We start from the raw sequence: 26997 nt of genomic DNA, 5'->3' as shown, positions 1-26997 counted from the left end.
ATAGTGTTAGTTGCAAAAAAAGTATTTAAAAAGGCAAGTATTTTTGCGGGTCTTGGTCTATTGGCCGTACCGGTTTTCGCACAAAATGATACTGCTGAGTTAGAAAGCCTTAGCGCGCAAGGTGAACCGCTTTATGAAAAGCGCTGCGCTTTATGTCACAACAACCCCGAAGATTACGTTCCGCCACGCCGCCAGCTGGAATTGCGTTCAGCCGACTACGTTATTAATGCCCTAACCAAAGGTAGTATGTATCCGCACACCGCCGGTCTAGACGCAGACGAAGTTAAAAGTATTGCGGTGTATGTAACGGCAAAATTACCGACCGGATCGATTATTGATCCTAATTGGAAAATAAATTCTTGCGCGAAAGGCCCTGAGCCACTCAGCGCTGAAAATGTCCATTGGAATGGTTGGGGTCGAGATTTAGAAAACACACGTTATCAGCCAGATCCGGGTCTGAGTGTTGAAGACGTTAAAAAATTAAAAGTGAAGTGGACCTTTGCGTATCCGAATGGTCGTCATAATAGTCAGCCCACCTTAGTTGGTAATCAAATTATTGTTGCCGCTGCACCCGGACGAGTTTACTCATTAGATGCTGATACGGGTTGTACGCAATGGGTTTATGATCCTGATGCGGGAGTTCGAGCAACTGTTGTCGTTGCCCCCATTCCTGGAACCTCGCCAGTAAAATATGGTGCCTTTGTGGGTACGACGGATCGATTTATTCACGCACTCGATTTGCAAACCGGCGAACGTTTGTGGAAAACACAAGTGGGCGAATTAGCGGAAGCGCGCGTAACAGCGGCGCCGATTGTTTACAAAGATAAACTATACGTTTCGATGTCTTCTTTCGAAGAAACCGCGGCGGTCAACCCAGATTATGAGTGCTGTCATTTTCGTGGCAACGTTGTCGCGCTCGATTTAAAAACCGGCAAGATCGATTGGCGTACTTATGTTATTGCGGAAGCGCCGAAACAGCACCGCATCAATAAAAACGGCAAACCGATGTTCGGTCCTGCCGGTGCTGCCATTTGGTCATCTCCTTCAATCGACGCGAAACGCAATTTACTTTATGTGGCGACGGGTGATTCTTACACCGACGTAAAAGAAGAAGGTTCCGATTCCATAGTGGCAATGTCACTCGATACGGGAAAAATCGTATGGCAAAACCAAGTTACCGAGAACGACAATTTTCTCGTTGGTTGTTTCGGTCGGGGCGGCCATGCAAATTGTCCTGAAGAACTTGGCCCTGATTTTGATTTCGGAAGTTCCGTTATCGTCAGAAATGTCGGTGACAAATCCTACGGATTGGCTGGCCAAAAATCTGGCATCATGTATGCGGTAGATCTTAACGACAACGGAAAAATTGCTTGGGAGAAAAAGCTTGGTGAAGGCAGTGCCTTAGGCGGAATTCAGTGGGGTTCTGCCGCTGATGATAAAACCGTTTATGTGCCGGTTACTGACACCGCTGTATTTAATCCGACCTTGAGAAAACCGGGTTTAACGGCTCTAGACATCGCCACCGGTGAACAACGTTGGCATACGCCAGCACCCAAATGTGGGCCAGAAGTAAGACGCTGTAACAACGGGATCTCTGCGGCAATTAGTGTGATGCCCGGTGCGCTATTCGCCGGTGATCTACAAGGAATGTTTCGCGCATATTCTACGGAAGACGGAAAGCTGCTGTGGGAGTTCGATACTACGCAGGTATTTAAGTCCATCAATGGTCTAGACGTTCACGGCGGTTCGATTAACGCAACCGGCCCGACAATTGCCAACGGAAAAGTTTTTGTCAATTCAGGCTACGGTGGAATTATGAATGCCGGAGGCATGGGTGGCGGCGACAGTAAGCAAGGACAAGATGGCAATGTGTTGTTGGTTTTTTCTGTTGACGGCAAATAAATAGTCCGCAATTCACCATCGCGAAAGCTAAAAAAAAACACCGCACTTTGCGGTGTTTTTTTGCTTCGAGTTTCCAAAAAAAATAAATGCACAATAAAGTGAGCTTTTCTCGATGAGCGCGTATCATTGCGTTTTTGTTCCTAGAAATACCTAATGTTTAATGCCTATCTTACAGCGCTAATACTCGGCTCAGTTCATGCGGTTGAAGTAGACCATATGGTAGCGGTCAGTGTGTTCACCGGGTTTAAACCCAAGTTAAAAGCAGCGGCTAGCTATGGTGCTCGTTGGGGCCTGGGGCATGGCATCGTGGTAGTTTTAGCTGGTGGTGTTTTAGCGTGGTTGGATATAAAAGTCCCAGAAAAAATCGTTGTTTGGGGCGAGTGTTTTGTCGGCCTCGCGTTAATCATCCTTGGATGTTGGGCCATGCGAGCGGCAACGAGATTCCATGCTCATCTACCCCTTGAGCATGTGCGGATCGAAGAAAAGGCTCATGGACATTTGCATAGCCATGAGCATAAAAAAAGTCATAAAAAAAATCATGAAAAAAACCACGAAGGGCACAACCACCAACATTCGCACATAGATAATAAAAATAATACTCATCACGTCGCCGTAAAACACCATCAACATTTACCTACGGCGATGGGCGCTTTGCATGGTTTAGCGGGATCAGCACCGGTACTAGCCTTAATCCCAATCACTCTGTTGGTTGAATTCAAACAAGCGATAATTTATCTATTGCTGTTTAGTATCGCTACAACCTTGTCGATGACGCTCTATTCAGTATTAGCTGCCGCAGCAATGCAGGGGTTTCAGCGTAATAATAAATCAATACGTATGTTAACCATTGGGATTGCCGGCGTGACTATCGCTGTCGGCATAGGATGGATAATTAGGGCAATTCTCTGATTCAACACTTTTTTCCAAAAATAACTAGGAAAAACATTTCGGTGCGACGAGCTTCATTTAAATTCTTCCGCTATTGCGTTTGGCTGCACCGATATCTAGGTATCGCGGTGGGTTTGATCATGGTGATCTGGTGTTTATCGGGTTTCGTGATGATGTATATGCCTTATCCGGGAATAGATAAAAAACATGAATTGCAATCTCTGCCGATTATCAATCTCAAAAACTGTTGTGATTCTACTTCCTTGTCTTCACTGAAGCTCGTCGATATAAATCGTTTTACCATTGAAATGATGTCAGGTGATCCAGTAATGCGCATATTCGCTTCTGGATTCAAAAACCCCGTTGTTAATTTAACTTCGGGTGAAATAGTAGAAAATATTTCTCAACAGCAGGCTGACACTATTGCGGCGTCATACATTCAGCAAATGAACATTGATGGAGATGTCGAGAACAAGCGTCGAGTTGAACAAGACCAGTGGACGGTGACAAGATTCTATCAGCGCCATCGCCCTTTCTATTTCTATGCGGCGAACGATCCAGAAAAAACGCAGTGGTATATTTCACCGATTACCGGAAAAGTTATTCAGGCAACGACGGGTCAACAACGCTTTTGGAATTATCTTGGTGCGATTCCCCATTGGCTTTATCCCACGGTGTTGAGGCAGCACGATGAGGTATGGACGCAAGTTGTAATTTACCTATCAATCCTCGGCATCTTCCTAACTGTATTGGGTTTATATCTAGGTATTCGCCAGATTCGATCTCGTAAATCGTCGAAGTCTCTGTCTCCGTCCTCTGTTTCTCCGTATAGGGGCCTAATGTATTGGCATCATATTTCCGGATTGACCATTGGGATTTTAATTCTTACCTGGGTGACGAGCGGGCTTTTTTCCATGAACCCTTGGAATATGATCGATTTTAGTGGCGGAAACACTGAAAGAAATAACTTGCAAGGTATCCCCTTAGCAACAAATGATCTTGAACGATTTCTCGACGCCTTAGCCACAGTCGAATTGCCGGAAGGTGTTGTCAAAATTGAAGCTTACACTCTGTTAGGAAAGTTATATCTGTTGATGATAGATAAGCAGGGATTTTATCAACGTTATAGCGGTACTACGATTTTGAATAATCATTTTGCCCTATCCAATATTGGCAGCAACGAGTTAGAAAGCTTATCTCGTATTGCGAGTGTCGGGAGAGAAATCAGCAGCGCTAAACTACTAGAGCAAGAAGACGCCTACTATTACAGCCTTCACGGTGTTAAAGAGCTGCCTGTTTACCGCATCATTCTTAATGACGAAGAACAAACGCGGCTTTATCTAAACGCAAAGACTGGCGAGTTAGCGTCTCATCTTGATAAACAAAAAAGAGTTTATCGTTGGATTTTTTCGGCACTTCATCAAGGTGATTTTTCAGGATTGATCAGGGTGCGCCCAATCTGGGATATTATGATGTGGCTCGGCTTGATAGGCGTTACATTTGGAACGGTGACCGGGACATATTTGGGTTTTAGGCGCTTATTTTCGCGATGATTCCGCATGCAAATTACGCAAAAAAAACACGCGATAAGGCACTAGCAGACATCCACAATAAAATAATACACAGTAAAGAAAAAGAAATAATTAACAGCGATGCAAAAGCAATACGTATCGTAAAAAATAATTTTTTAAACAAGCCTAATTGGCTTCTATCTATAAAAAAATCATCGGCGCGGAAGTAAGCCAAGCTTACGGTAAGTAATAGCCAGGTATTGATTAACAAGCTAGGCTGTAAATACTTTTCGCTCACTTGCGGAGAAGAAAAAACCAACCAAATGCTGACGCTAATGCCTATCAACATGAGCAATACGCATAAGTATCTGATCTGATAAAGGTAAATTCCCAGATAGTGGTAAAATTTGACTGCCCTAGAAAAAAACATATTTTTATCTGCTAATAAGAAAGTATAGAGTGAGCCGTTTATAACAATGAACTTTTAGCGGTATCGAGTAAATCTAAAATTCTCGCCACGTATTGATCTTTTGGACGAAATCCCCGTTCTTCACCAAGTGAAAAATCTCTTTCCATTGCATCGATCATTTTTGTTAAGCGCCGTCTGTGCAAGCCTAATCTACTTTGAATCGGATCGCTAATAAGCCCCGAAAATGATGCAAATACGGCGAGCATACACAATACTGCCACAATGCTCGCTATCAGTAAGGGCGTTGGTGGTGACGGTGGAAAATAGTGGTAATACAAATCCCCTAGATAACTGCCAAGAAAAAAATTATCGACTGCCCATCGATGATTGAGCCAATATGAAAATACGACTCCAATCGCGATACCACCTGGAGTAAACTTTTTAAACCAAAATGCGCCAATTATTGTAGTAATAAAAGAGTTGGAAATGTCTGCAGATGCTGTTCGCGTTAAGGCGTATTGTGACAAGGTATTTTTAATTATTTGAATCGTTTCACTTCGATTATCCAATTGAATCTGCGACGACTGTAAAGAGCTTCCAATAAAGTTTCCGAGTGACTGACTGTCATCTTTGGGGTCGGCCAATATTTCCTCACGGATTTTATCAGAAAGATAATATTGAACGCTTGTGGTAATTCCGCTGGGCAGTTTTCGTCGAATTATTTTCGCCATTTTTTCGAGCGGCTGCCAATGGATTAAAATGAGAAAAAAGCAAAATAATTGTAATAACAAATAGACCGGGGCCCATAAAAGATTGCAAGGGGAGCGAATGAGGTCCCAGCCTAACGCAACCCTATTTGTTGACCAGGCCCCTGGATAGTCAAAATGACGAGTGACAAAATTATCAATGCGGTCCCGACATTGCTTGAAATAAAGCTTAGCGCCGTGATCGACTGCATTTTCAATACTTCTTTCATCGATACCACGCATTCTGGGGAGTACACCTCGTAGCAGTAAAATACAGTGTAGAAGCTTTATGCTCTAATAAGCGTCGGAGTAATTCTTATATCAAAGCCTTATATACCTGAGACTAAGTATGTAATCGCTCGGATGGTATAAAAAATTAATTTGTTATACAAATTTAATATTTTTTCATTTTTTTCTTTCTATAACGCGAGAAGGAGTTGTCTGCCAATACCTTTTAACGGTATCTTTGCGGATGTTTATCGATATACCCAATGCTGCGAATACATAACTCTACGCGAGCATTTTTTGACTACAGTTAAATTTGCATATCCCGCATGCTCTAGATTTTGGCTATTGGTACCAATACGAACCGAGCAATAAGATGAAAACAGGGACTTAAGACTTCGTCTGACATTGTTGCTGAGATTTGGAAGATTACAAAGTGATTAATCCTAGCTTTTATCGCGCTTGTTTTGGTCGAGTAAAATTCGCCATTTCGCTTTTTGTGCTCACTCTTTTGCTGAGTTATAAAGCTGTGGCGGATACACTAAGTTTTGGTATGTTTCCCGCCATACCCCCTGTCCGATTAGAAAATCAATTTGGGCCTTTAGTGAAAGCGATTGATGGAATGTTATCGGATAAAGTGGTTTTCCGATCTAAGATGACCACTGAAGATTACAAGCTCGCTTTGATTAATGGTGAATACGATATAGCGGTAGTCCAACCATTTGTTTTTGTGGAAATTGAATCGTTCACACCATACAAGCCGCTGTTGCGACGAGTAGAGACTAGTGAGGGCGTTATAGTTGTTAAAAGAGATAGTGAGCTCACTGAACTCATAGAGTTGAAAAATAGAACAATAGCTATTCCCTCTGAAGACGCAGTAGCAGTTGTTCTGGCACGATACATGTTTCAAAATATTGGCTTGAATAAAGACCAGTACAGTTTTGTGAATCTTAATAATCATGATTCCTGTCTACAAGCAGTTGCAGTTAATGAAGTAATTGCTTGCATAACGATGAAGAGGTTATCGGATAGAATCGCTGGATCTCGTGGTTTTGAATTTAAAGCCTTGGCAACTTCAGTTGAAATTCCTGGAATGTTGATCGTAACGCATCCCAGAATCGATCATCTTCGCGACGAACTTTTAGAAAAATTAGTCGAATTTTCTGTCACTCCACAAGGTCGCGAAGCCTTGCTGCGTGCTTCATTAGATAGTTTGGTTGAAGTGGAGCCTAATGATTACGACGAAGTTAAAAAAATATTGAATGAGCTGAGGGATTAGCGCGTGTCGTTTCGCTACAAAATAACATTGACGATTTTTCTGTTAGCAGCCACGGTGATTTTAACAGTAGTTTTACTTTCACAAAATTTTTTACATAAAAAATTAGTACAGCAAATAACAAATTCACAAACGGTATTGATGGACGTCGTTAAACAGCACAGCGCTGTCGAGGCGATAATTACCGAAGATTATGGTTTGCTGCAATATGAGTTGGAAGAATTTGTTGCACAATCAACAGTTCAGGCTGCGGCTCTTATTTCAACCGATGGGCTTATCCTTAGCAGCAGTGATTCTTCTTATATCGGCGAAAACTTCGAAGATAATTTAGCCGGGCTTGACTGGCGACGCAGTCCTATCATGGGGGCAAGCGGCTTTCTAGGGGAGATCGCCTATGTCCCGAATAGTGAAGTTTTTGAACAAGCAATCAGTGACGCCCGCCGTTTTGGTTTGATGATTAGTCTGATCGGATTAAGTGTAATTGCCGCCTGCGGATTGTTGTTCGGTTCTCTGTTGGCTCGCAGAATTGAAAAAATCGCCCGAGAAACTGACCATATAAGCAGAGGTGATTTACATAAATTTGAAATTGATGAATCTAAAGATGAAATAGGAACCTTGAGCCGTTTTATTTATGAGCTCGGCGGAAAAATTTCAAATCAAATGAGCGAATTGATGGACAGTCAAGATCGTCTCAATATGGCAGTTGATGCAGCTGATGCCGGTACCTGGCGTTGGGCTGCAATGGACGGGAAAATATACTGGTCATCGAAGATTTACAAAATGCTCGGGTGCTTACCTAGCCAACTGAAACCAAGCTACAATGCGTGGCTAGCTAGCGTTCACCCAGATGATAAAGAAATGTTCGAGGATGCCTTTAATAATCTACAAGTGGATCATGAGGAGCTGGATATCGAGTATCGAATTGTTAGGCCGAGCGGGGCACTTCGATGGATGCGAATAGTTGGTAGAACGGGTTTTGACTACGAAGACAACCCTACCGTGTTTTATGGTTTACAAATTGACATCAGCCGTTATAAAAAACTTGAGGGCACAGACAAGCAAAATCAGTCTGAATAAGCGCCCGAGTCTTTGTTTATTTTCTATTTGACTCCCTGAATTATTTCAAGAAATACCTTTTCTTTGCCCGATAGGAAAATCTTTGGTGATTGAAATAAAGCAATTTATCCGTAAGATACCTAGCGGCCCACAATTGGCCTTTGGATTTACCTTCTTTTTATAAAACCCTGAATTTACCTGTGAATTTGGCGGCTTTACCTATTTCGAAAACTCGGAGTGCTTCTTGGGGCGAATAAGTATTAAATTGGTAGCAGTTGCTTTGCTCGCCGTTGTATCAATGTCTCTAGTGCCTATTCTAATTCGCTCTACGCAAGCGAATGAAATTACGATTGGTTTGGTTCGTTTGGCGATTGCGATTCTAGCCATTACTCCTGTAATCCTGATTAAAAAATTTCATCGTCAATTATCTAAATCGGATTGGCTATCGCTCTGTGTCGTAGGTTTAGTTTTTGGTGGGCACTGGCTAAGTTATTTTGTAGCGATAAAACTGTCGTCTGCAGCGATTGCTGCGGTTGCATTGTCAACCTACGGAATTCATTTGTTGATACTTAACTGGCTGGTTAAAAAACAAGTCGTAAGCTTAGTTGAATGGTTAGCTGTCATTGCGTGTTTTCTTGGTTGTTTGTTAGTTGCACCGGAGTTCGATCTCGGTAATGAATTAACTCTTGGTTTGTTAATAGGCATTGGTAGTGGTTTTCTTTACGCCTGTTTACCCTTGTTGCACCAGCGCATTATTCATATTCCAACCGCGTCGAGAGCGTGGGGACAATTTTTATTCGCCTCACTAATATTCTTACCACTATCGGGACAAAGCGATTGGCAATTACAAATTGGCGATTGGTGGCGACTCGCCGTATTGGGTATCGTATGTACTTTGGTCGGTCATAGTTTGTGGGTAAAGGTAAGTTCAGAATTACCTGGCGTAATCACCGGTGTAATTTATTATCTTTATGTTCCAATAGCTATGTGCATGGCTATATTTTTCCTAGGCGAAGAAATTAATCCTTCAATGATATTGGGTGCGATACTCATCGTTGGGGCTAATATACTAATCGCTCTAAATTCATGGAAAAAATTGCGCTCCTCCTACTAAAATACAATGTCTTTGCATAAGTTGTTGAATCTAACAGCCGCTTACAATACAGTCCGTATCCAATCCATTTTATCTATTTATTTGTTATTACTCAGAGAAAATTCATGGCAGATCTCATTACACACTCCGCCGCGGAAGAACAAATTCCTTTAAAGCAGTACGCTGAAAAAGCGTATCTTGATTACTCAATGTACGTTATTTTGGATCGCGCTTTACCTAATGTGGGCGACGGTTTGAAGCCGGTGCAGCGTCGCATTGTGTACGCGATGAGCGAATTGAGTTTAAAAGCTTCTGCGAAATACAAAAAATCGGCGCGTACTGTAGGTGATGTTATTGGTAAGTTTCATCCCCATGGTGATTCTGCTTGCTATGAAGCAATGGTGTTGATGGCACAACCATTTTCCTATCGCTATCCCTTGATTGATGGTCAAGGCAACTGGGGTTCTCCCGACGATCCGAAATCATTTGCAGCAATGCGTTATACCGAATCGAAGTTGACCAAGTACAGTGAAGTTTTATTGTCCGAGCTTGGTCAGGGAACTGTTGATTGGACGCCAAACTTTGACGGCACTATGGAGGAGCCCGTTGTCTTGCCTGCTCAAGTACCGAACATTTTATTAAATGGCACAACGGGTATCGCTGTTGGCATGGCGACAGATATTCCGCCACACAATTTACGAGAAGTTGTGTCTGCGACAATACACTTACTCGAAAACCCGAAGGCGACAATAAAAGATCTGTGCAAGCACGTACTTGCTCCAGATATGCCGACAGAAGCAGAAATAATTACACCGCAAGAAGATATCGTAAAATTGTATGAAACTGGTCGTGGCAGTTTAAAAATGCGCGCGGTTTGGAATTCCGAAAATGGCGATTTAATTGTTACTGCGCTTCCTCACCAAGTAAGCGGCGCAAAAATATTGGAACAAATAGCGGCGCAAATGCAGGCGAAGAAGCTGCCTATGGTCGCCGACTTACGTGACGAATCAGATCACGAGAATCCCACGCGACTTGTCATCGTCCCGCGTTCAAATCGTATCGATACCGAACAACTGATGAATCACTTGTTCGCGACAACAGATTTAGAAAGAAGTTATCGCGTCAATTTAAATATGATTGGCATCGATGGCCGGCCCGCCGTTAAGCCCCTAGATAAAATTCTTAGCGAGTGGTTAAGTTTTCGAATGGTAACGGTTAGGCGACGTTTACAATACCGCTTAGATAAAGTGGTTAGCCGCCTACATATTTTGGAAGGCTATTTGGCCGCGTTTTTAAATATAGATGAAGTCATTCATATTATTCGTACCGCGGAGGAGCCGAAACAAGAACTCATTAGCCGCTTTAAAATTTCGGAAATCCAAGCAGAAGCCATTCTCGAATTAAAATTACGCCAAATAGCAAAGCTTGAAGAAATTAAAATTAAAGGTGAGCAAGAAGAGCTCACTAAAGAACAAAAAGAATTAGAAAAAATACTCAGCTCGGCGAAACGACTCAAGACCCTGATTCGGAATGAATTACAAGCTATCGTTGACGAGTTTGGAGATGATCGCCGTTCGCCTCTTGTTGTTCGTGAAGAAGCACAAGCACTAAATGAATCAGATTTACTTACGAGTGATCCAATCACAGTTGTACTTTCTGAGAAAGGTTGGATTCGCGCTGCGAAGGGTCATGAGGTTGATCCGGTTGCTTTAAGTTATAAGTCGGGCGACGCTTTTAAACAGGCAGCACTAGGGAAGTCGAATCAAAACGCTTTCTTTTTAGATTCCACCGGCCGCAGTTATGCCTTAGCGTCTCATACTTTGCCCTCCGCACGAGGACAAGGTGAGCCAGTAACGGGGCGGTTAAATGCGCCGAGCGGCGCTGTGTTTGAAGGCGTATTGATGGGTGATGATACCCAGAAAATTTTATTGTGTTCCGATGCGGGCTACGGCTTTGTCGCAAAACTATCAGATTTATTTACCAAAAATAGATCTGGTAAATCAATTTTGTCTTTGCCGAAAGGTGCAAAAGTACTTCAGCCCTCACTTGTTTCCGATATTGATAATGATCGCGTTATTGCGATTACAACCGAAGGGCGAATGTTAGTATTCCCGATCAAAGAGCTCCCTGAACTGTCGCGAGGTAAAGGTAACAAAATAATAAACATCCCTTCTAAGCGAGTACAAGAAAGAGAAGAATACGTGGTTGCAATGGCGGTCGTTGGGAAGGATCAATCACTTACAATTTACTCTGGCAAGCACCATGTAAATATGAAGAAAAACGATCTCGATCACTACGTTGGTGAGCGAGGTCGACGTGGTAATAAATTGCCGCGAGGACATCAGAATGTGAGTAGTGTAAAAGTTGTTTGAAAACCTACTGAAGCAAGCGTGCCCGGTTTTGGGTAGACAAAGATGAGCGGCTAAAACGCTTACGACGTCTATAGGGGAAGGTATCACCGACAAAACCGGTTTTTACCTGGTCTTGAATTTTCTGCCAGTACTTATAATCATAGAGATCTGAATGGCGGCTTTCAAAAGCTTGGCGCGCTTTCTCGTTACCAGCAAAGAATAAAGGGAATTCCTCGGGGAATATGTCGTTATCACGCACCGTATAAAACGGTGTTGTCGACATTTCTTCGTATTCATTTCGCGGTTGAGGAATTTTTCTAAAATTGCATTCAGTCATTGCCGCTATTTCATCGTAATCATAAAAAACCACGCGACCATGTCGTGTTACGCCAAAATTCTTTAATAGCATATCGCCAGGAAAGATATTAGCGATTGCCAACTCTTTAATAGCATTCCCGTACTCATCCATGACGTCTTCAATTTCATCATCTGTTGCGGAATTGAGATACAAGTTTAGGGGCGTCATCCTTCGTTCAATATATAAGTGTTTAACGATAAGTAACTTGTCCGAAACCACTAGTTTCGAAGGCGCTAATTCGCGGAGTTCTTCGATCAACTCTTCGCTAAATCGGTTTCGATAAAAAATAAAATTCGAATACTCCTGGGTGTCCGCCATACGCCCGGCGCGATCGGCACGGGATACCAATTTATATTTTTCTTTAACGATAGCTTCCGTAACGTTTTTAGAAGAGCCGAATTTATCTTTAATGATTTTAAACACCACATCGTAAGATGGCAGCGTAAAAACCGTCATTACCATTCCTTTAATACCTGGCGCAATCACAAACTTATCATCACTTTGCTTCATGTGGTTAATGATGTGGCGATAGAATTCTGTCTTGCCGTGCTTATTAAAGCCAATAGCGTTATAAATTTCTAAGAATTCCTTTTGTGGAATTAAAGAATTAATAAAGCGGACAAATCGCGAGGGGATTGGCGCGTCAACCATGAAGTAAGAACGGGTAAAGCTGAAGATTATACTCACATCATCTGGGTCACAAATAACGGAATCAACATAGATGCCGCCGTTCTCGTTATTCAGCAAAGGTAGTACGATGGGGATTACGCGCTCTTGATAAATCGCTCTGCCAACAATATAGGCGCCTTTATTTCGATAAAAAATCGATTCGAGCATATCAATTCGTACTTCACCCAAATCCTCTGAGAAAGTACGTAATAAATTTTCTTGAATGCTGCGTACAATATTAGATGTATCGCGTTTTTTGTTTTCCCAGGGCACTGAAAATTCAAAATCATCAAGTATTCTCGACACCAAACGCACCAAACCGCGATCGATTTGGTAGCACATGTAGATAGAATAACCTCGTAGAGGTTTGTCATCTAATGAACGTGAAGGTTTAACAAATAAATAGCGATCGTGGATATGCTCGTGATTAAATATCCCGCAGAAAATCGAATTAAAAAAGGTTTCAGCAATCTCATAGTTGCTATGGTTTTGGATCAGTTGGGCATATGCACTATGTGCTTGCTGCCACAACGACAAGTCGTGAACGTCTTTGCTGGTGACTTCGCGCGTCAACAAACGAATTTGATCGACCTTGTACTTATATAACTCAATACGCTCGCGATGAGCATTTTGCACACCTAGCCAATCGGCTTTTTCAAAACGAGCCTTCGCACCCAGGGTGATATTTTGAAAGTCGGCAAAATAAGCTTCAAAACCATTAAGTATAGTCTTGGCTATTCGGCGGGCGGTGGGGCTGGGACTGATAGTGGCTAAAGAGTTCATACTACTTAGAACGTGCATGCTTCCGAGTAAGTTTAAATTGATCTATGATCGTGACCTGCAATTCGCAAATTATCGAACTGCTAAGGAATTTCAAGGTCTCAAGAGTGCGGCTATAATGGCGTAAATGCCTCGCTTTGTCATCAAGGAAAGAAGATAAATACTGCTATTTCCTAAGTGGGTACTTTTATCAATGAGCATGTTAAGTATCAAAAAATTAACAATCCCCGCAAGTATTTTATTTGTTGTTGCGATGTTTATTGGTGCATCTTCGACAGCATCGGCCGCTGTGGTAATTCAGTATCATCATATTAGCGAAGAAACACCGAAGGCCACTAGTATTTCTCCGGCTCTATTCGCGCAGCATATGGCTTATCTTTACGAAAATGATTACCAAGTCGTTGCCTTGGAAGATCTCGTCGCCGATCTAAAAAATAAAAAACTTCCACAAGAAAAAACAATCGCAATAACTTTTGATGACGGTTATCGATCAGTTTACAGTGAAGCTTTTCCCATTTTAAAAAAATACGCTTGGCCATTTACGGTATTTGTAAATACTAAACCTATTCAACAAAATCTTGCACAGTTTGTTTCTTGGGGCGAATTGCGAGAAATGGCAGAGCACGGTGCGACAATTGCCAATCATTCTTTTAGTCATCCGCATTTTCTAAGATTGGAAAATGACGAAACGGAAAAACAATGGCGCGAGAGAATCACTGCGGAAATTCTCAGCGCCGAAAAACAAATATCTGACAATACCGGTCAAGCAAATCGACTGTTCGCTCACCCTTATGGAGAAACAAATTCTCAAGTAAACCTTTTACTAAGTGAACTTAAGTTCGTTGGTTTTGGGCAGCAAAGTGGGCCATTATCCTTGTTATCTGATTTGGCGACTTTGCCTCGTTTTCCTTTTGGTGGACCCTATGGCGATATCGACGACTTTAAAGTAAAAGTTGCAAGCCTACCTTTCCCGATGGAAGCGGCAACTCTAACTATAAATCAGGGTAAACCCTTAAGCGACGGCGTGCTGCCACTTGATGATGCGAGACCGGTGATGGAATTACATTTCAATACATCAAGTATCACAAGGCAAATCAACTGTTTTGCCAGTGGCCAAGGTGAAATTCCTGTAGTCGTCAGGGATAATATTGCCTTGGTACAGGCTCCAAAACCATTGCCGGTAGGAAGATCTCGTTATAACTGCACCTCTGTTAGTAATGAGTTAGGCCGTTTCTATTGGTACTCCCAGTTGTTTATTCGTCGTCAAGCGAATGGCGAATGGTATTACGAACCCTGAAGCCAAAATCTTGGCATTGTTATTTCGCCAAAGCGACTTTAATAAATAAGTTCTTTTCGTAAAAATAAAATTCCCTCCTATACTCATTAAATATTCCATTTTTTGGAAAGATTTCAGCCGCTAACAGAACTTTAATGAAAACGATAAAGCGAATAGATGCACGTGAACTAAAAGTTGGGATGTATATCGCCGACATCAGTAATGAGTGGGTGCCCGATACGAACCTTAGCCGTCACGGTTTGATCAAGAAGCAGGAGGCAATTAATCACATACTAAAACTAGGGGTTACCGAGCTTTATATCGATACGGAAAAAGGTGAGGATTGCAAAGGCGGGACGCCTCTTGAAGAAATTAATCAAAAGCTTGACGAAGAGCTTAACAATATTCAAACCCAATCGTCTCATGCACGGACGGACACAAGTTTTCAAGAGGAATCAACAAACGCGACAAAACTTCATCTGGAAACTTTAAACCTCGTCTCGCAAGTAATGAATGACGTCAAAATGGGGCAAGCAATTAATATTCGTCCGGTTGAAGATGTTGCTGACGGTATCGCAGAGTCTATTCGTCGCAATCAAAATGCGCTCTCTTGCTTCACTCGGATGCGCCACAAAGATGAATATCTTATCGAACACTCCTTCAGTGTCGCTGTGCTCATGGGCATTCTCGCTCGTTCCATGGGTTTTAGCGGCGATGATTTACACCAAGTTGTCACTGGTGCGTTATTGCATGATGTGGGGAAAATCCGAGTCGCAGATGAAATTCTCCATAAGCCAGGTTCATTGGATGCGGAAGAGTGGGAAGAGATGAAGCGTCACGTGCAATATGGCGAAGAGGCATTAGACACGACCGCTGGAATATCAACAGAAATAAAACAGATTTGCGCGCAGCATCATGAACGTATTGATGGTACCGGATATCCAAGAGGGCTTTCTGGTGGTGCCATTACCTTACACGGAAGGATGTGTTCAGTCGTTGATGTTTATGATGCGATTACCGCACATAGGGTTTATCACACTGGTATGGTGCCAACAGTGGCGATGAAGAAAATTATCGAATGGTCTGGTAAGCATTTGGATCGATTGGTGGCATATCAATTCGTTGCGTGTATGAGTATCTACCCGGCGGGAACGTTAGTTAACTTAGATAACAAATTTTTAGCGCTCGTACTGGAGGCTAATGTTCGGCAACAACACTTACCAGTGGTTAAAATTGTTTACGATTTAACGGAAGGGAAAGGTTGCGCACCAAGAACGATAAATCTCGCCCATTCGGATAGTAGCGAACGTATTATTTGTGCGGTAGATCCGGTAGATTACAAATTAACGGATGACATTTTTCGTTCGCTTCATTAAAAGGAGCTTCTGTTAAACAGAGCTATTTTAAATAGAGCCATTTCACATGGAGCTATTTTGCGATTGCTCTTGATCAAGTAGGTGAAGTTCGTTTATCGCGATAATTTGTTTAAGCTCCACTATATAATCTTCCCTTCGCTCCGAATAACGCGTTAAACCTTCCACCAAAACGCGACCATCAAGTAATTTATCTTCTTCACGCAAGCTTGCACGAATGCTACGTAATTCACGATAGGCACGGTGAGTATTTATATTAAAGAAATATGAGTGTAGAGAGCTACGCACATCGTCAAACTTTGCAACTTCGTGATAACTATCTTCTTCTCGTAGCTTTGGAACGAAGCCGCAACCTGATTTAAAACACCATTCGCCAAAATAATTGTTGCCCCTCACCGCAAATCTAGACGTTCCCCAGGCTGATTCTGTCGCAGCTTGTGCCAACACCATTGAGGGTGGTAGTTCGTCTACGCGCCGTAATAAACGTTGAACTTTATCCTTTAGACTGGCTTCAGAATCTGAAACACTGTAACGGTCTGCGAGACGGATAACAAAAAAACGTTCTCGCCTCGATAACTTAACGCCATTGTTTAGCTTGTTATTAATGTCCAATAAGCGGGATCGCGAATTTCTTATATCGACGTTGAGTTCGTTAATGAGTGGGGTAAGAAAGTTAAAAAACTGCGTTTTCTTTTCTTCAACAATGTCGAAGCTAGAAAAATCTGGTGCATCTAATTCAGTATTGTCAAAGATAGTTGAGTTATCGAAACTAAGCTCTCGCGGCGGTTGGTCGATGTTTTCGGCGAGAACAAAAATTATTAAAACGCAAAACGCCGAGTAAGCTATAAAAACAAGGCTGATCAACAGCCGACTGGCTACAGGTAGAATGCTTGCCATAGTATTTACCAACAACTAGAAATAAAAACGAGGTAAGGGTTTAGATAGGTTTTTTATATTTTTATTTTTTCTCGTAAGCTTCGTAAGCGCTCACGATTTTCCTGATTGCTCAGTGGTGTATGTGTTTCAGCGGCAATCATTTTAACTTCTATAGTTGGCAATTTTTCACCATTGATAACTTTGTCTTGCCAACGCTTGTAGTTCTCTTTAAAGATGGGATAGGCCACATACTCTGGCGTTGTACTTAAAAAGTACCAATCACTTTCTTTACCGGCAAAATATACGGCAGGATGAGACCAGGCGTAGGCATTCTTGGGTCTCGGGGCACGACAGGCTTCGAGATAAGCTTGGTGGGGATCCGGGAGTCCATGGCTATTTGGATCGCCTTGGCAAAATTGGATCATTTTATGAAGTGTTGGAATGTAATCCGAATTTTCCATTGCGCGCTTGGCGCCCATTAATATTGCCTCAGATGAAAAGCCCGAAAGGCTTTCAAGCCATAATTTTTTCGTTTGATTGAGTAAGCTCGTATCAGTAAACGCAGAATAATACTGGTTGTGATAATTAATTCTAAACAAGGCAAAGACTTGGTTAATGGTGTCAATGCGTTGTGAACTGTTTTGCTCAGTGCTGAGTTGTTTTGAATTCATATTTTTAGAATATTGTCGTTGATTAGTATCGCCGGGGTAGGTTGTAAATACTTGAGCGAGATTACTGATTATTTACTATTAATATAGCTTTCAGCCAAGTTCTCAGCGTAATAACGCTCAGTTTAATAACTCTCAGTTTTATAACTCTCAATTTTATAACTACGGCCTAGTAGGCCCAGCTTCTATCGCTCAAATCTTCAGCCAAGCTGCGATCACGTGTGCGTTGATTCGCTTGTTGTGTCCCACCGGCGGTGGCCTTCAAATTATTGCTATTGTGGCTTTTCGCCCAGTGAAACTTTACATGTTGTAAAAACTTGGTATTCCACGATGTGTGCACTTGCTTGCTATCAAGCCAAAAAATCACAAACTCATGAAGCAAGCCTTTAGCGAAGTTTATATCGATATTGGCGAGTCGTAAAACATCAAAAACATCTTCTCCTGGTTGCCAATTAGACGGAATCACTTTGGGTACCGTGTCGTTTTCAACCGTGGCGGTATAGCGGTTCCACTGTCTACGTACGTGCTGAATAAATTTGCTATTCCAGGTACGCGAGCTTTCGCCTCGCTCTTGCCAATATAGGATAAATTCGGGAATAGCATCTTCTACAAATTGTTTGTTAATGCCGGCGTGTTTAACCAAAACTTCCATAGCATCGAAACTTGGTTGCCACTGATTGTTCATGTTGGTGGCAGATTCGTTGCGATAAAACTGAGTCTCGTGGTTGCGCCAAGCATGAATAACTTGTTTTAAAAATTTGTTTCCCCAGGCATGAGAAATTTCATTTTTTTCCCGCCAAAAAGTGACGAACTCAGGAATTTGTTCACGAATAAAATGTTCAGGGATATTACGTTGTGTGATTTGTTTTAGCACGTCATCACTGGGTTGCCAATTAGGTGAAATTCGATTGGCGCCCCTAGTAAAAGAATTGTGTACTTCCGGTGTTTTAATGGTGAGGTTTTGTTGTGCGCAATTTGGTTTTTCGTTGAGCGCGAAACATAAGTGCCTACTTTCGTTAAAGGGCGCGGAACCGATAACAATAATTCCTTTGTCACAAAGGTTTTTACTAATGCGCTGAATATCGTGGACCGTCCAAAAGGGAAACAGGCGCGCAATATCAGTTTCGTTTAGTGTGAGCCAGGCGAGATTGTTTTTGTATTCGAGTGTTCGGTGACTTATCAGTTCATCTAATCCTGATAGCATGGTGGCTTCCTCAAGGCCAATTGTGGCCGCGAGTGATGGAGAAACGAGCAGAGGTTTTTCAGGAATTAGTGACGATGCCATAGCGACGCTAGTCTACCGTCTCCTGTTTGTAGTCGCCAGAAATTAAATAGTTTCATTTCTAATAAATACCAGACTGGCCAGAATCTCCTGTTAAGTAGTTACAAGAAGTGACTGTTTCGCTTGGCTACAGAGGCATTGTGTAAATAGGTATCGACATGCTTAGCACAGTTTTTTTCTGTAGACTGGCGTCCGAGATTGTAGAGAGTAAATTTTTATGGCCAAACAAAAAACAGCCTACGTCTGCCAGGAGTGCGGTGCAGATTATGGCAAGTGGCAAGGTCAGTGTACAGAATGTGGAATCTGGAATCGTTTGACGGAAGTTCGTTTGGGAGCTGCCACTGCAAGCGCGAAAAGAGAAGAGCGCTATGTCGGTTATGCCGGTGATGCCGCCAGTAAAGTGCAAGTACTGGCAGATATTAATTTAGAAGCCGTCCCCCGCGTTGATTCAGGTATGGAGGAGTTTGACCGAGTATTGGGCGGCGGTTTTGTCCCAGGTTCCGTCGTTTTAATCGGTGGGCATCCTGGTGCGGGAAAGTCGACGTTATTGTTGCAGACCATGTGTCACCTCGCGGATACCATGGAAGCAGTATATGTCACTGGCGAAGAATCATTACAGCAAGTGGCCATGCGCGCGAAGCGTTTACATTTGCCTTGTGACAAATTAAAAATGCTTTCGGAAACCAGCGTCGAAGAAATCGTAATTCGTTGCCAAGAACTCAAGCCAAATGTGCTAGTCATTGATTCCATTCAAGTTGTGCATCTCGCCGATATTCAATCGGCGCCTGGTAGCGTATCGCAAGTACGGGAGTGCGCGGCTTACTTAACACGTTTTGCAAAACAAACTAATACCGTGCTAATTCTTGTTGGTCACGTCACCAAAGACGGCAGCCTCGCTGGCCCCAAAGTGTTAGAACACATGATCGATTGTTCGATCATGTTAGAAGGTTCTCACGACTCTCGTTTTAGAACTTTGCGCGGCCATAAAAATCGTTTCGGTGCTGTTAACGAATTAGGCGTGTTTGCGATGACAGAACAAGGCTTGCGGGAAATTAGTAATCCTTCCGCAATATTTTTACAGCGACCAGAAGAAATTTCATCCGGTTCTGTCGTCATGGTGGTATGGGAAGGAACGCGGCCGCTGCTAGTGGAAATTCAAGCCTTGGTCGATGAGAGCCATTTAGGCAACCCTCGTCGTGTCGCGGTTGGTTTGGATCACAATCGCTTGTCGATGTTACTTGCCGTTTTGCACCGACATGGCGGTATTATGGTTGGCGATCAAGATGTGTTTGTGAATGTTGTCGGCGGTGTAAAAGTCATTGAAACAAGCGCAGATTTAGCCTTGTTGGTTGCCGTTGTTTCCAGTTTGCGTGACCGCCCTTTGCAAGCTGATTTAGTCGTGTTTGGTGAAGTGGGTTTATCCGGTGAGATTCGCCCGGTGCCGAGTGGTCAAGAGCGTTTGCGAGAAGCCGCGAAGCACGGTTTTAAGCGAGCAATTATTCCAATTGCAAACGCGCCAAAAGAAAAAATAAAAGGAATGGAAATCGTAGCGGTTAAAAAACTCAGTGAAGTGCTAGAAGCTTTATAAATAAATTTTCCAACATAATAAAATTTAGAAATCGTGTTCTTTCATCAGCGTTGCATAACTGCGTTCAGCGGGATCTTCACCTTTGGTTTTATTCTTTTCTAGCAGCTCTCGCAGACGTGCCTGATTATCGATACCCGTCGCTCGACATTCGATCCCAAGGAAGTGATCTTTTTGATGAGACAGCTTGCCTTGCATTTTAATAGGTTCCCCGTCTTCCAATTCGATAGTGAGCACAATTCCCTCGTTATCTTTTAAGTCATGCTTGTGTATCAGCGCGATGAGTGCGCCATTGAAAGATACGTCCATGATATGGACTGGCCAGCGTTGCGCAGAGGTGGTTAATGTTGCGTAAGCGCGATAATCAATGCGCGGGAAATAGCGTCTGTCGCGACCTGAAGTGGTCCCCATTTAACTTGATCTCCTATTGAATTACTGGCTAATTTAGTCACTGCGATTAAGCAGGTCAGCCCTTGCGAGGGCAGGAAAATGAACAAATTCGCGTGCTTCCATAATGTAAGCGACATTGTCGGATACAGAGCAGGTTAGATGCAAGAGTCTTCTCACCGTAAGTAAAGCGATCGCCCATAGCCTACTTGTGGCGAAAGGCAATTTGAGCGCCAAAGTTCGGACGCCCAAGATCGGACACTCAAGTTCAATATCAAATGATAATGATTGACGTCATAAGCTTTGATCGAAAAAGAAATAGTAAATTTTCCGGCGGTTTTGTGCGGTAAGTATCAATTTTGATGCTCAATAATTCGCGGTCATCGTCGACCTATTTAGGTAGTCTTGTTCCCCATCAGTAAGTTGCTCTCATTAGTAAGAGCTCACAGCCAAATCAATCAAGCCGCAGTTACTAACAGGGATTCATAAATGCAAATCAAGCCAGTTTCGCGAATCGTGCCAGCAGAACGCCACGAGTTAACAATTCTTCAGCCTTCCTTGCTCGAACAGCATTTCGCATGGAAAGCGTCGGGTCGCTGGAAGGGACATTTCAATGTCGCCGCCTGGGTTCGATTTCCCGAAGGATTAGTCGATTCTGTTCATCTAATGCTGACCTACCGCGATGAAGAACGACGTAAATCCTATCAATTGGATCGTTGTTTGCCGAATCGCCAGACCCTCATTCTGCTCAATGGTGGAGCTAATATTGATGTGGTTGGCAAAGTATCTGAAATGTCTTTGTATCTGAATGGTTTACCTGAAGACGCAGTGTGGATGGTGGACGAGTGTCGTATGGAGCCCAAACAATCCGCTAGTCAAGAGCAGATCGCGAAAAACAAAGTCGCCGCTAGAAATCGTTAAGCGCGTCACGGTTTGGTGGAAGGGCCCGGAGTTAATTGGAACCGTATAAATTTAAATTGATCTGATGGCAAAACACATTTACTTTTTTGATTTACCGAAATTTAACTAGAGGAATCTACAGAACCTATAAATAAGTGGGAATTTTTGCGCTAGCAAAGCACGCTGCTCAGAGAGCTAGAATTTACATGCTTAGATTGACAGTTCGAGCGCGGCAATGGCACTGCTATCCTGAAAACTAACATTACCTCAGTGGTTCAAAATTTGAAAATTCAGTAGGGATACAACATGTCTCAAAGTGAGCAAGAGATTGGCAAGGACTTAGCTAATCCAACAACAATTGATATTCATAGAAAGCCTTCTAGACTTAAGTCGGAAAGGCGACGATTTTCCTTTGCTTTAATCCACAAGCACCTAGCGGAAAGATCTATGAATCACATACACATTATCGAATTAATGACGACCGGTGTAAAAAGCGTAAGCGCTGATGAGTCTTTGGACAAGGTTTTGACGCTGATGCGCGAACATGTCTATTCATGCATGGTTGTAGTAGAAAATGATGTGCCGGTTGGAATTATTACCGAACGGGACATGGTCAAAATTCTTTCCGAAGTATTAAGCGATAAAGATCAATCGAAAAAAATTCTCGTGAAAGACGTGATGTCTTCCCCTCCTATCTGTCTTGATCACACCGCATCACTTTACGAAGCGCTAGTGATTACTCAAACACGAAACATTCGCCATATACCGATTGTGAATGAAAATAATATTCTTATTGGATTAGTGACTCAATCCGATATCGCGAAAGCACATTTTATGGCAATTGAAAAACAGCGTGATGCGATTGAATTACAGATTCGAGATCGAACACGTGAACTGAGCGAAGCAAATGAAGAATTAAAAGCGCTCGCACTTCAAGATGGATTGTTAGATATTGGTAATCGCCGAGCGATGGAAGTTGATATCCATTTTACCCATTCGAATGCGCTTCGATACCACCACAGCTATGCCGCCGTCCTTTTGGATGTAGACTACTTTAAAAAGTACAACGATTTTTATGGTCATCAAGCAGGTGATGACGCTTTAAAAGCCGTTGCAAATAGTATCAAGAATTCAATTCGTCGAGGCGACAGATTGTATCGCTATGGAGGCGAAGAATTTCTGGTGTTAATGCCTGAGGCAACAATTCATCAAGCAGTCGAAGCAACCAAACGTATTATCGAAACACTCGCCTTCGATAACATTCCTCACGAGAAAAGCCCTTATGGTCGCCTATCAATTAGTGCCGGTATTGGCACCATGACGAATAATGATAAAGACGCATGGGAAGATGTCGTTGCTGAAGCAGATGAATATTTATACCAAGCTAAAGAACACGGTCGAGATCAAGTATGTTGGAATACACAGTGTCTTTTGAGCACCGCAGAAAATTCTAAAGTTAGTTCTATACAGTAGCTAACTACTGAGAAATTTTCGCATTCTCGATTGCTATTTCTCCCCAGCCGACAAGAACCCCATCAACAAACACTAAGGGTGTTGCTTCATCCTTAGTTGTTCGATAGTCAGAGCGAACTCGTTGCGTTCGATAATAATAAACGTGGTAGGTTTTACCGTCGCGTTCGAAGGCCTCGGAAATATCGGGATCGCCCATCTCATTCACAATTGAATTCATGCTTCGACCGACACTCATACCGCGCAATGAATCACGATTATCTTCTGCGCGTTTTGACCAATCATCTGGATCATTTTCAAGGTCATCAGTATTTACTGCAATGACGCAGCCTGATAATAAAGTGAGTAGAACGGGAGCGAGTAATAAATTTCTAGAAAGCTTCATTGTCAAAACCTGCTATTTTTTAAAGTGAAATACGAAAATAATTTGCGCACTATCGACTCTTAGTAACTCACGAAGGGCGAGTACGGAAGTTCTGTCTGTATTTTATCTAATTGCAAAAGGTAGACTGGCGAGCGGGATATAAGAAGTTAAGAAGCGCAAAGAAATCGCCATCGATACGTGTTTGCGGTGCAGAAAAAAGCCGCACTAAATATTGCGGCTTCCGTGATTAGATTGTGAGAAAAATGAGTGTCTAATCGTTTGGACTAAAATCTTCTGCGGATAAGGCATCGTAGCTAACGTCATCAATAACCATTTTTATTGTTGCAACAGACATGGTTTGCATAATTTCACTTGCCAACACCATGCCACCGAAATCCTTATAGTTATTGTAGGCCATGCGTACGCTTTCAATGCCTGTTCCGGTATCAAGATTGAGAACGGCGCCAATTAACAGTCCTGATTCTTTTGAAAAATAATAGAGATCTTCCGTACCACTTGCTGTTGTCGCAACAACTTTATGATTACTTGATTCGCTGCCTTCGGCAGGCGGCTCTATTACTAGCGTGTCATAATATTTATCAATATTTTCATACAGATGGAAGTCCGCTTGCTGCATGGTTCGAGTTTTTTGCACACCATCCAAAAGTTCCACACTTTGCCCCGGCTGTTGCGACCAGCAATTCTCAGAATTACAGCCAGAAGTCATTTTAGACCCCATAAATTCAGTATTAAACTCCAAGTTATTTGGGCTCATTTGTCGCATTACCATGGGCGCTTCAATTCCGAAATCCTCAATGATAATGCGACCAGTTGAGGTAATAGAGGTGTGATTTTGCAATCCGTCTTTGCCGAAGGTATTTTCTATATGCCGATCGAATAAACTTTTTGCCGAGAGTGTTTTACTCGATCCGCTAGATGCACAGCCATTTAATAAAACTATACAGGCCAGCAATTGCAATGGTAATGATCTTGTTAGTGCATCAATTATTTTCATAAGACATTCCTTTTGTTGAGTATTTATCTAAATCAGATCATGTTAAATAAATTATTCGTACCTTAGCGCATTGCCTGGCTCCAATGAAGCAGCTTTACGTGCGGGTAAATATGAAGCAAGTAATATAAGCGTACTCATAAAGACAATGACTATAACAGTGACGATTGGCAACATTGCCAGTAATTGGTCAAAGTAAGTTGTTAATAAATTACTGACTAGTATTGCTGCGAGCCCGCCAACTATTGAGCCGAGCATCAAATAAATCAGTCCTTGGCGAATGAAAAGCCAAACAACGTTAAAATTACTTGAGCCCAATGCTTTTCGAATACCAATTTCTTGAGTGCGAGTTGATACGGATCGCGCAATTAGTCCGTAGACGCCGACGACGGAAAACACCAAAGTCGCTAAACCATAACCGAGCATGATTTTAACGATAAGGTCCATGCCGCCGAGAGACATTTCAATAACGCGTTCGAGTGGGCGAATCGAGATGATCGCAAGATCTCTGTCGAGGTTTTTAACAGTAGATTTCATTTTCTGTTCGATGGCCAAACTAGAAAACCCACGGCTAGGCTGGACAACAATAAAATATCGCGACGGTGTGTACTGACGTGCTGGGCGATAAAGTGAGGGACGTTTGTCAAAGCCGCCAAAGGGGTTGCCTTGAATAATATGCGAATTTACACCGACAATAGTTAACCATTCCGCATCGTCGTGAGGATTTACCTGTATGCGTTTGCCGATGGCGCTTTCATTTTCCCAAAGTTGCTCTGCCAGAATTTCATCAACAATTACTACGGGCAAAGAATCTTCAGTATCTCGTGAGTCAAAATTCCGGCCTTCTTTTAGTCGAACATCTAACAGTGAGAAATAATTATCAGCGACTGAAACCATGGCCTGACTAGGAAATTGATCGTTATTTTTTAAATCACGATCATCAATATTGTAGGTAATTACGGTGCCAAATTGACTGGGTAAAGCACTGGTATAACTCGCTTCAGTAAATTCATTTTGCGCCACAAGATCCGCTTGTAGGTCTTGTAAAAAATTTACGCGTTTATCGAATGTAGAATATTTACTGTCATTTAAGTCAACGATACCAGTACTAATGTTATCCGTAGAGGTACCAAAATCAAGACGATATAAATTTACAATGGACACAGTTACCAAACAACAAATAATAAGTAAGAAAAACGACGCAATAACTTCAATGCCGACAACAATTCGTGTCACCAGGTTGCTACGCTGTCCGCCGCCGCCCTTGCCTCCATCTGCCAATACCGCATTGGTATCTATTTTCGCTGTATGAAAAGCAACTGATAGTCCCGAGGTAATCCAAATAAGGAGCATTACACTGCTGCCAACAATTATTGCACGTGTATCAACGCTTAAATTGATCCACGATTGTAGATTTCCAGGATTATCACTTTCAGTTGCATCATTAGCTATTTGCGATTGAATTAAGTGCAAAAAAATGTCCGCAATCACTAAGCTTACTAGCAGCCCGAAGAAACACAAAATGAAAGACTCTAAAAGAATTTGTTGTGCGGTTTGCCATTTGTTAGCACCTAAAGCATTTCGAACCGCTAATTCTGTTCGTCGGCCATGGGCGCGAATAAATAATAACGATGCTAGATTGAGAATCACCAAGGCAAGAATGACATAGTTAAGTAAACGAGTGAGCTCAGCTACGCCATTGTTGTTTGTCATTGCGGCGGTATGATTAACGACAAGCGCGTTTTTCCAACGGCTATAAAACTCCGGATACTCTTCTTTTAATTCATTCATTAGACCCGTGAGCTCAAGGGACGCTTGGGCAAATGTGGTGTCGGGCTTTAAAACGGCAAGTGCAGCGAGTGAAAAATCATTGTCCGGTTCCAGTGCGCTGTCCAAATTCAAGGGCAGCCAGATTTCTTGTGAAAGAGGATAATCAAACTCTTCCGGCATTACCCCGACTATGCGATGAGGCTTGCCGTTTATTCTCGAAGTCGTGCCAATGATATCTTCGTCAGCCGCATAGAAATTCTGCCAAAGTTCATAACCTAGAACAGCAACCGGTTCCGCACCTGGAATTGCATCGCTTTCTTGAAATACACGCCCTAATAGAGGTTGAACTTTGGTGATAGCTAACGATTTGGGCATGATCTGTGCGCCATTTACACGATGGGGAAATTCGCCATCGGACAAAGTCATCGGCGCATATCGATATGCACCGAAGGTAGAAAAGCTGGCAGCTCGTTCCTCAAGGCGCTTCAGCGCATAAGTATCATAGTTGCCGCCAAAAAAATCTAAACCAGTGACGGCTGAAGTTGTCTTTACGACAACAAAGCGGCTGCCATTTTCGTAAGGAAGAGGGCGGCTGGAAAAGTTATAGCCCATTGAGTAAGTGCAAATATATAAGGCGAGCCCCAATATAATTACGACCAAAGATATGGCGGTAAAGCTTGGGTTCTTACAAAGTAAACGCAAACTAAATTTAAGATCGAAAAATAGTTTTTTCATGATTCTGTCCGGTATTATTTTAGTTTTATTGGATT

22 protein-coding genes are annotated in these 26997 nt (G+C 42.5%); 12 read left to right on the top strand and 10 right to left on the bottom strand.

The annotated features are described in order from the left end of the window. Nucleotides 1–3: 3 nt before the first annotated feature. The 3 genes from ACYUCY_RS14190 (at nucleotide 4) to ACYUCY_RS14180 (ending at nucleotide 4343) form a co-directional block, all read left to right on the top strand. Nucleotides 4–1902, top strand: coding sequence for an outer membrane protein assembly factor BamB family protein (locus tag ACYUCY_RS14190; RefSeq protein WP_460227173.1), 1899 nt, complete (start codon nucleotides 4–6; stop codon nucleotides 1900–1902). Between the two features lie 153 nt (nucleotides 1903–2055). After that, entirely contained in the window at nucleotides 2056–2811 is a 756-nt protein-coding gene (locus tag ACYUCY_RS14185) for a hypothetical protein (protein ID WP_460227172.1), read from the top strand. A gap of 41 nt (nucleotides 2812–2852) precedes the next feature. Next, nucleotides 2853–4343 (top strand): PepSY domain-containing protein, encoded by a 1491-nt coding sequence (locus tag ACYUCY_RS14180; protein ID WP_460227171.1) that lies wholly within the window; start codon nucleotides 2853–2855, stop codon nucleotides 4341–4343. 13 nt (nucleotides 4344–4356) lie between these two features. On the opposite strand, the gene ACYUCY_RS14175 is transcribed toward ACYUCY_RS14180, so the two are convergent. Together ACYUCY_RS14175 and ACYUCY_RS14170 are read right to left on the bottom strand one after the other, a co-directional pair. Further along, nucleotides 4357–4650, bottom strand: a complete 294-nt coding sequence (locus ACYUCY_RS14175) for a hypothetical protein (protein WP_460227170.1) — start codon at nucleotides 4648–4650, stop codon at nucleotides 4357–4359. 119 nt (nucleotides 4651–4769) lie between these two features. Next, nucleotides 4770–5699, bottom strand: a complete 930-nt coding sequence (locus ACYUCY_RS14170; protein WP_460227169.1) for a DUF6635 family protein — start codon at nucleotides 5697–5699, stop codon at nucleotides 4770–4772. Between the two features lie 418 nt (nucleotides 5700–6117). Here ACYUCY_RS14170 and ACYUCY_RS14165 point away from each other — a divergent pair, with 418 nt between their 5' ends. The 4 genes from ACYUCY_RS14165 (at nucleotide 6118) to parC (ending at nucleotide 11478) form a co-directional block, all read left to right on the top strand. After that, the gene (locus tag ACYUCY_RS14165) at nucleotides 6118–6960 is read left to right on the top strand and encodes a phosphate/phosphite/phosphonate ABC transporter substrate-binding protein (protein ID WP_460227168.1); all 843 of its coding nucleotides are present in this window, start codon (nucleotides 6118–6120) and stop codon (nucleotides 6958–6960) included. A 54-nt stretch (nucleotides 6961–7014) separates the two neighbouring features. Continuing rightward, a complete protein-coding gene (locus ACYUCY_RS14160) occupies nucleotides 7015–8034 on the top strand; it encodes a PAS domain-containing protein (protein ID WP_460227167.1) in 1020 nt (339 codons plus the stop codon). 223 nt (nucleotides 8035–8257) lie between these two features. After that, the gene (locus ACYUCY_RS14155; RefSeq protein ID WP_460227166.1) at nucleotides 8258–9127 is read left to right on the top strand and encodes a DMT family transporter; all 870 of its coding nucleotides are present in this window, start codon (nucleotides 8258–8260) and stop codon (nucleotides 9125–9127) included. Nucleotides 9128–9231: 104 nt separating this feature from the next. Beyond that, a complete protein-coding gene (gene parC / locus ACYUCY_RS14150; RefSeq protein ID WP_460227165.1) occupies nucleotides 9232–11478 on the top strand; it encodes a DNA topoisomerase IV subunit A in 2247 nt (748 codons plus the stop codon). A gap of 4 nt (nucleotides 11479–11482) precedes the next feature. On the opposite strand, the gene aceK is transcribed toward parC, so the two are convergent. Further along, nucleotides 11483–13267 (bottom strand): bifunctional isocitrate dehydrogenase kinase/phosphatase, encoded by a 1785-nt coding sequence (gene aceK / locus ACYUCY_RS14145; RefSeq protein WP_460227164.1) that lies wholly within the window; start codon nucleotides 13265–13267, stop codon nucleotides 11483–11485. Nucleotides 13268–13457: 190 nt separating this feature from the next. Here aceK and ACYUCY_RS14140 point away from each other — a divergent pair, with 190 nt between their 5' ends. After that, on the top strand, nucleotides 13458–14561 hold the full coding sequence (locus ACYUCY_RS14140; RefSeq protein ID WP_460227163.1) for a polysaccharide deacetylase family protein: 1104 nt from the start codon (nucleotides 13458–13460) through the stop codon (nucleotides 14559–14561). 134 nt (nucleotides 14562–14695) lie between these two features. Then, on the top strand, nucleotides 14696–15916 hold the full coding sequence (locus ACYUCY_RS14135; protein WP_460227162.1) for an HD-GYP domain-containing protein: 1221 nt from the start codon (nucleotides 14696–14698) through the stop codon (nucleotides 15914–15916). Between the two features lie 42 nt (nucleotides 15917–15958). Here ACYUCY_RS14135 and ACYUCY_RS14130 read toward each other — a convergent pair whose 3' ends face one another. The 3 genes from ACYUCY_RS14130 to ACYUCY_RS14120 all read right to left on the bottom strand — a co-directional run bounded on the left by ACYUCY_RS14130 (nucleotide 15959) and on the right by ACYUCY_RS14120 (nucleotide 18742). Next, the gene (locus ACYUCY_RS14130; RefSeq protein WP_460227161.1) at nucleotides 15959–16810 is read right to left on the bottom strand and encodes a glucosaminidase domain-containing protein; all 852 of its coding nucleotides are present in this window, start codon (nucleotides 16808–16810) and stop codon (nucleotides 15959–15961) included. 53 nt (nucleotides 16811–16863) lie between these two features. Beyond that, nucleotides 16864–17460, bottom strand: a complete 597-nt coding sequence (locus ACYUCY_RS14125; protein WP_460227160.1) for a replication protein P — start codon at nucleotides 17458–17460, stop codon at nucleotides 16864–16866. A gap of 166 nt (nucleotides 17461–17626) precedes the next feature. Next, a complete protein-coding gene (locus tag ACYUCY_RS14120) occupies nucleotides 17627–18742 on the bottom strand; it encodes a DnaT-like ssDNA-binding domain-containing protein (protein WP_460227159.1) in 1116 nt (371 codons plus the stop codon). Nucleotides 18743–18956: 214 nt separating this feature from the next. On the opposite strand from ACYUCY_RS14120, the gene radA reads away from it, so the two are divergent. Then, entirely contained in the window at nucleotides 18957–20327 is a 1371-nt protein-coding gene (gene radA / locus ACYUCY_RS14115) for a DNA repair protein RadA (RefSeq protein ID WP_460227158.1), read from the top strand. A 24-nt stretch (nucleotides 20328–20351) separates the two neighbouring features. Here the strand turns inward: radA and ACYUCY_RS14110 are convergent, their stop codons facing one another. Beyond that, the gene (locus ACYUCY_RS14110; protein WP_460227157.1) at nucleotides 20352–20735 is read right to left on the bottom strand and encodes a PilZ domain-containing protein; all 384 of its coding nucleotides are present in this window, start codon (nucleotides 20733–20735) and stop codon (nucleotides 20352–20354) included. 465 nt (nucleotides 20736–21200) lie between these two features. On the opposite strand from ACYUCY_RS14110, the gene ACYUCY_RS14105 reads away from it, so the two are divergent. After that, nucleotides 21201–21632 (top strand): hypothetical protein, encoded by a 432-nt coding sequence (locus tag ACYUCY_RS14105; protein ID WP_460227156.1) that lies wholly within the window; start codon nucleotides 21201–21203, stop codon nucleotides 21630–21632. 285 nt (nucleotides 21633–21917) lie between these two features. Continuing rightward, a complete protein-coding gene (locus tag ACYUCY_RS14100; RefSeq protein ID WP_460227155.1) occupies nucleotides 21918–23084 on the top strand; it encodes a diguanylate cyclase in 1167 nt (388 codons plus the stop codon). A gap of 4 nt (nucleotides 23085–23088) precedes the next feature. Here the strand turns inward: ACYUCY_RS14100 and ACYUCY_RS14095 are convergent, their stop codons facing one another. From ACYUCY_RS14095 to ACYUCY_RS14085, 3 genes are all read right to left on the bottom strand, one after another. Further along, the gene (locus ACYUCY_RS14095) at nucleotides 23089–23466 is read right to left on the bottom strand and encodes a DUF3192 domain-containing protein (protein ID WP_460227154.1); all 378 of its coding nucleotides are present in this window, start codon (nucleotides 23464–23466) and stop codon (nucleotides 23089–23091) included. Between the two features lie 250 nt (nucleotides 23467–23716). After that, a complete protein-coding gene (locus ACYUCY_RS14090; protein WP_460227153.1) occupies nucleotides 23717–24460 on the bottom strand; it encodes a hypothetical protein in 744 nt (247 codons plus the stop codon). A 51-nt stretch (nucleotides 24461–24511) separates the two neighbouring features. After that, nucleotides 24512–26962 (bottom strand): ABC transporter permease, encoded by a 2451-nt coding sequence (locus tag ACYUCY_RS14085; RefSeq protein ID WP_460227152.1) that lies wholly within the window; start codon nucleotides 26960–26962, stop codon nucleotides 24512–24514. Nucleotides 26963–26997 lie beyond the last annotated feature (35 nt).

The organism is Aurantivibrio infirmus (assembly GCF_054767315.1).
The sequence above is the reverse complement of the archived record's forward strand: the minus strand, read 5'-3'. Positions and strand labels throughout refer to the sequence as shown.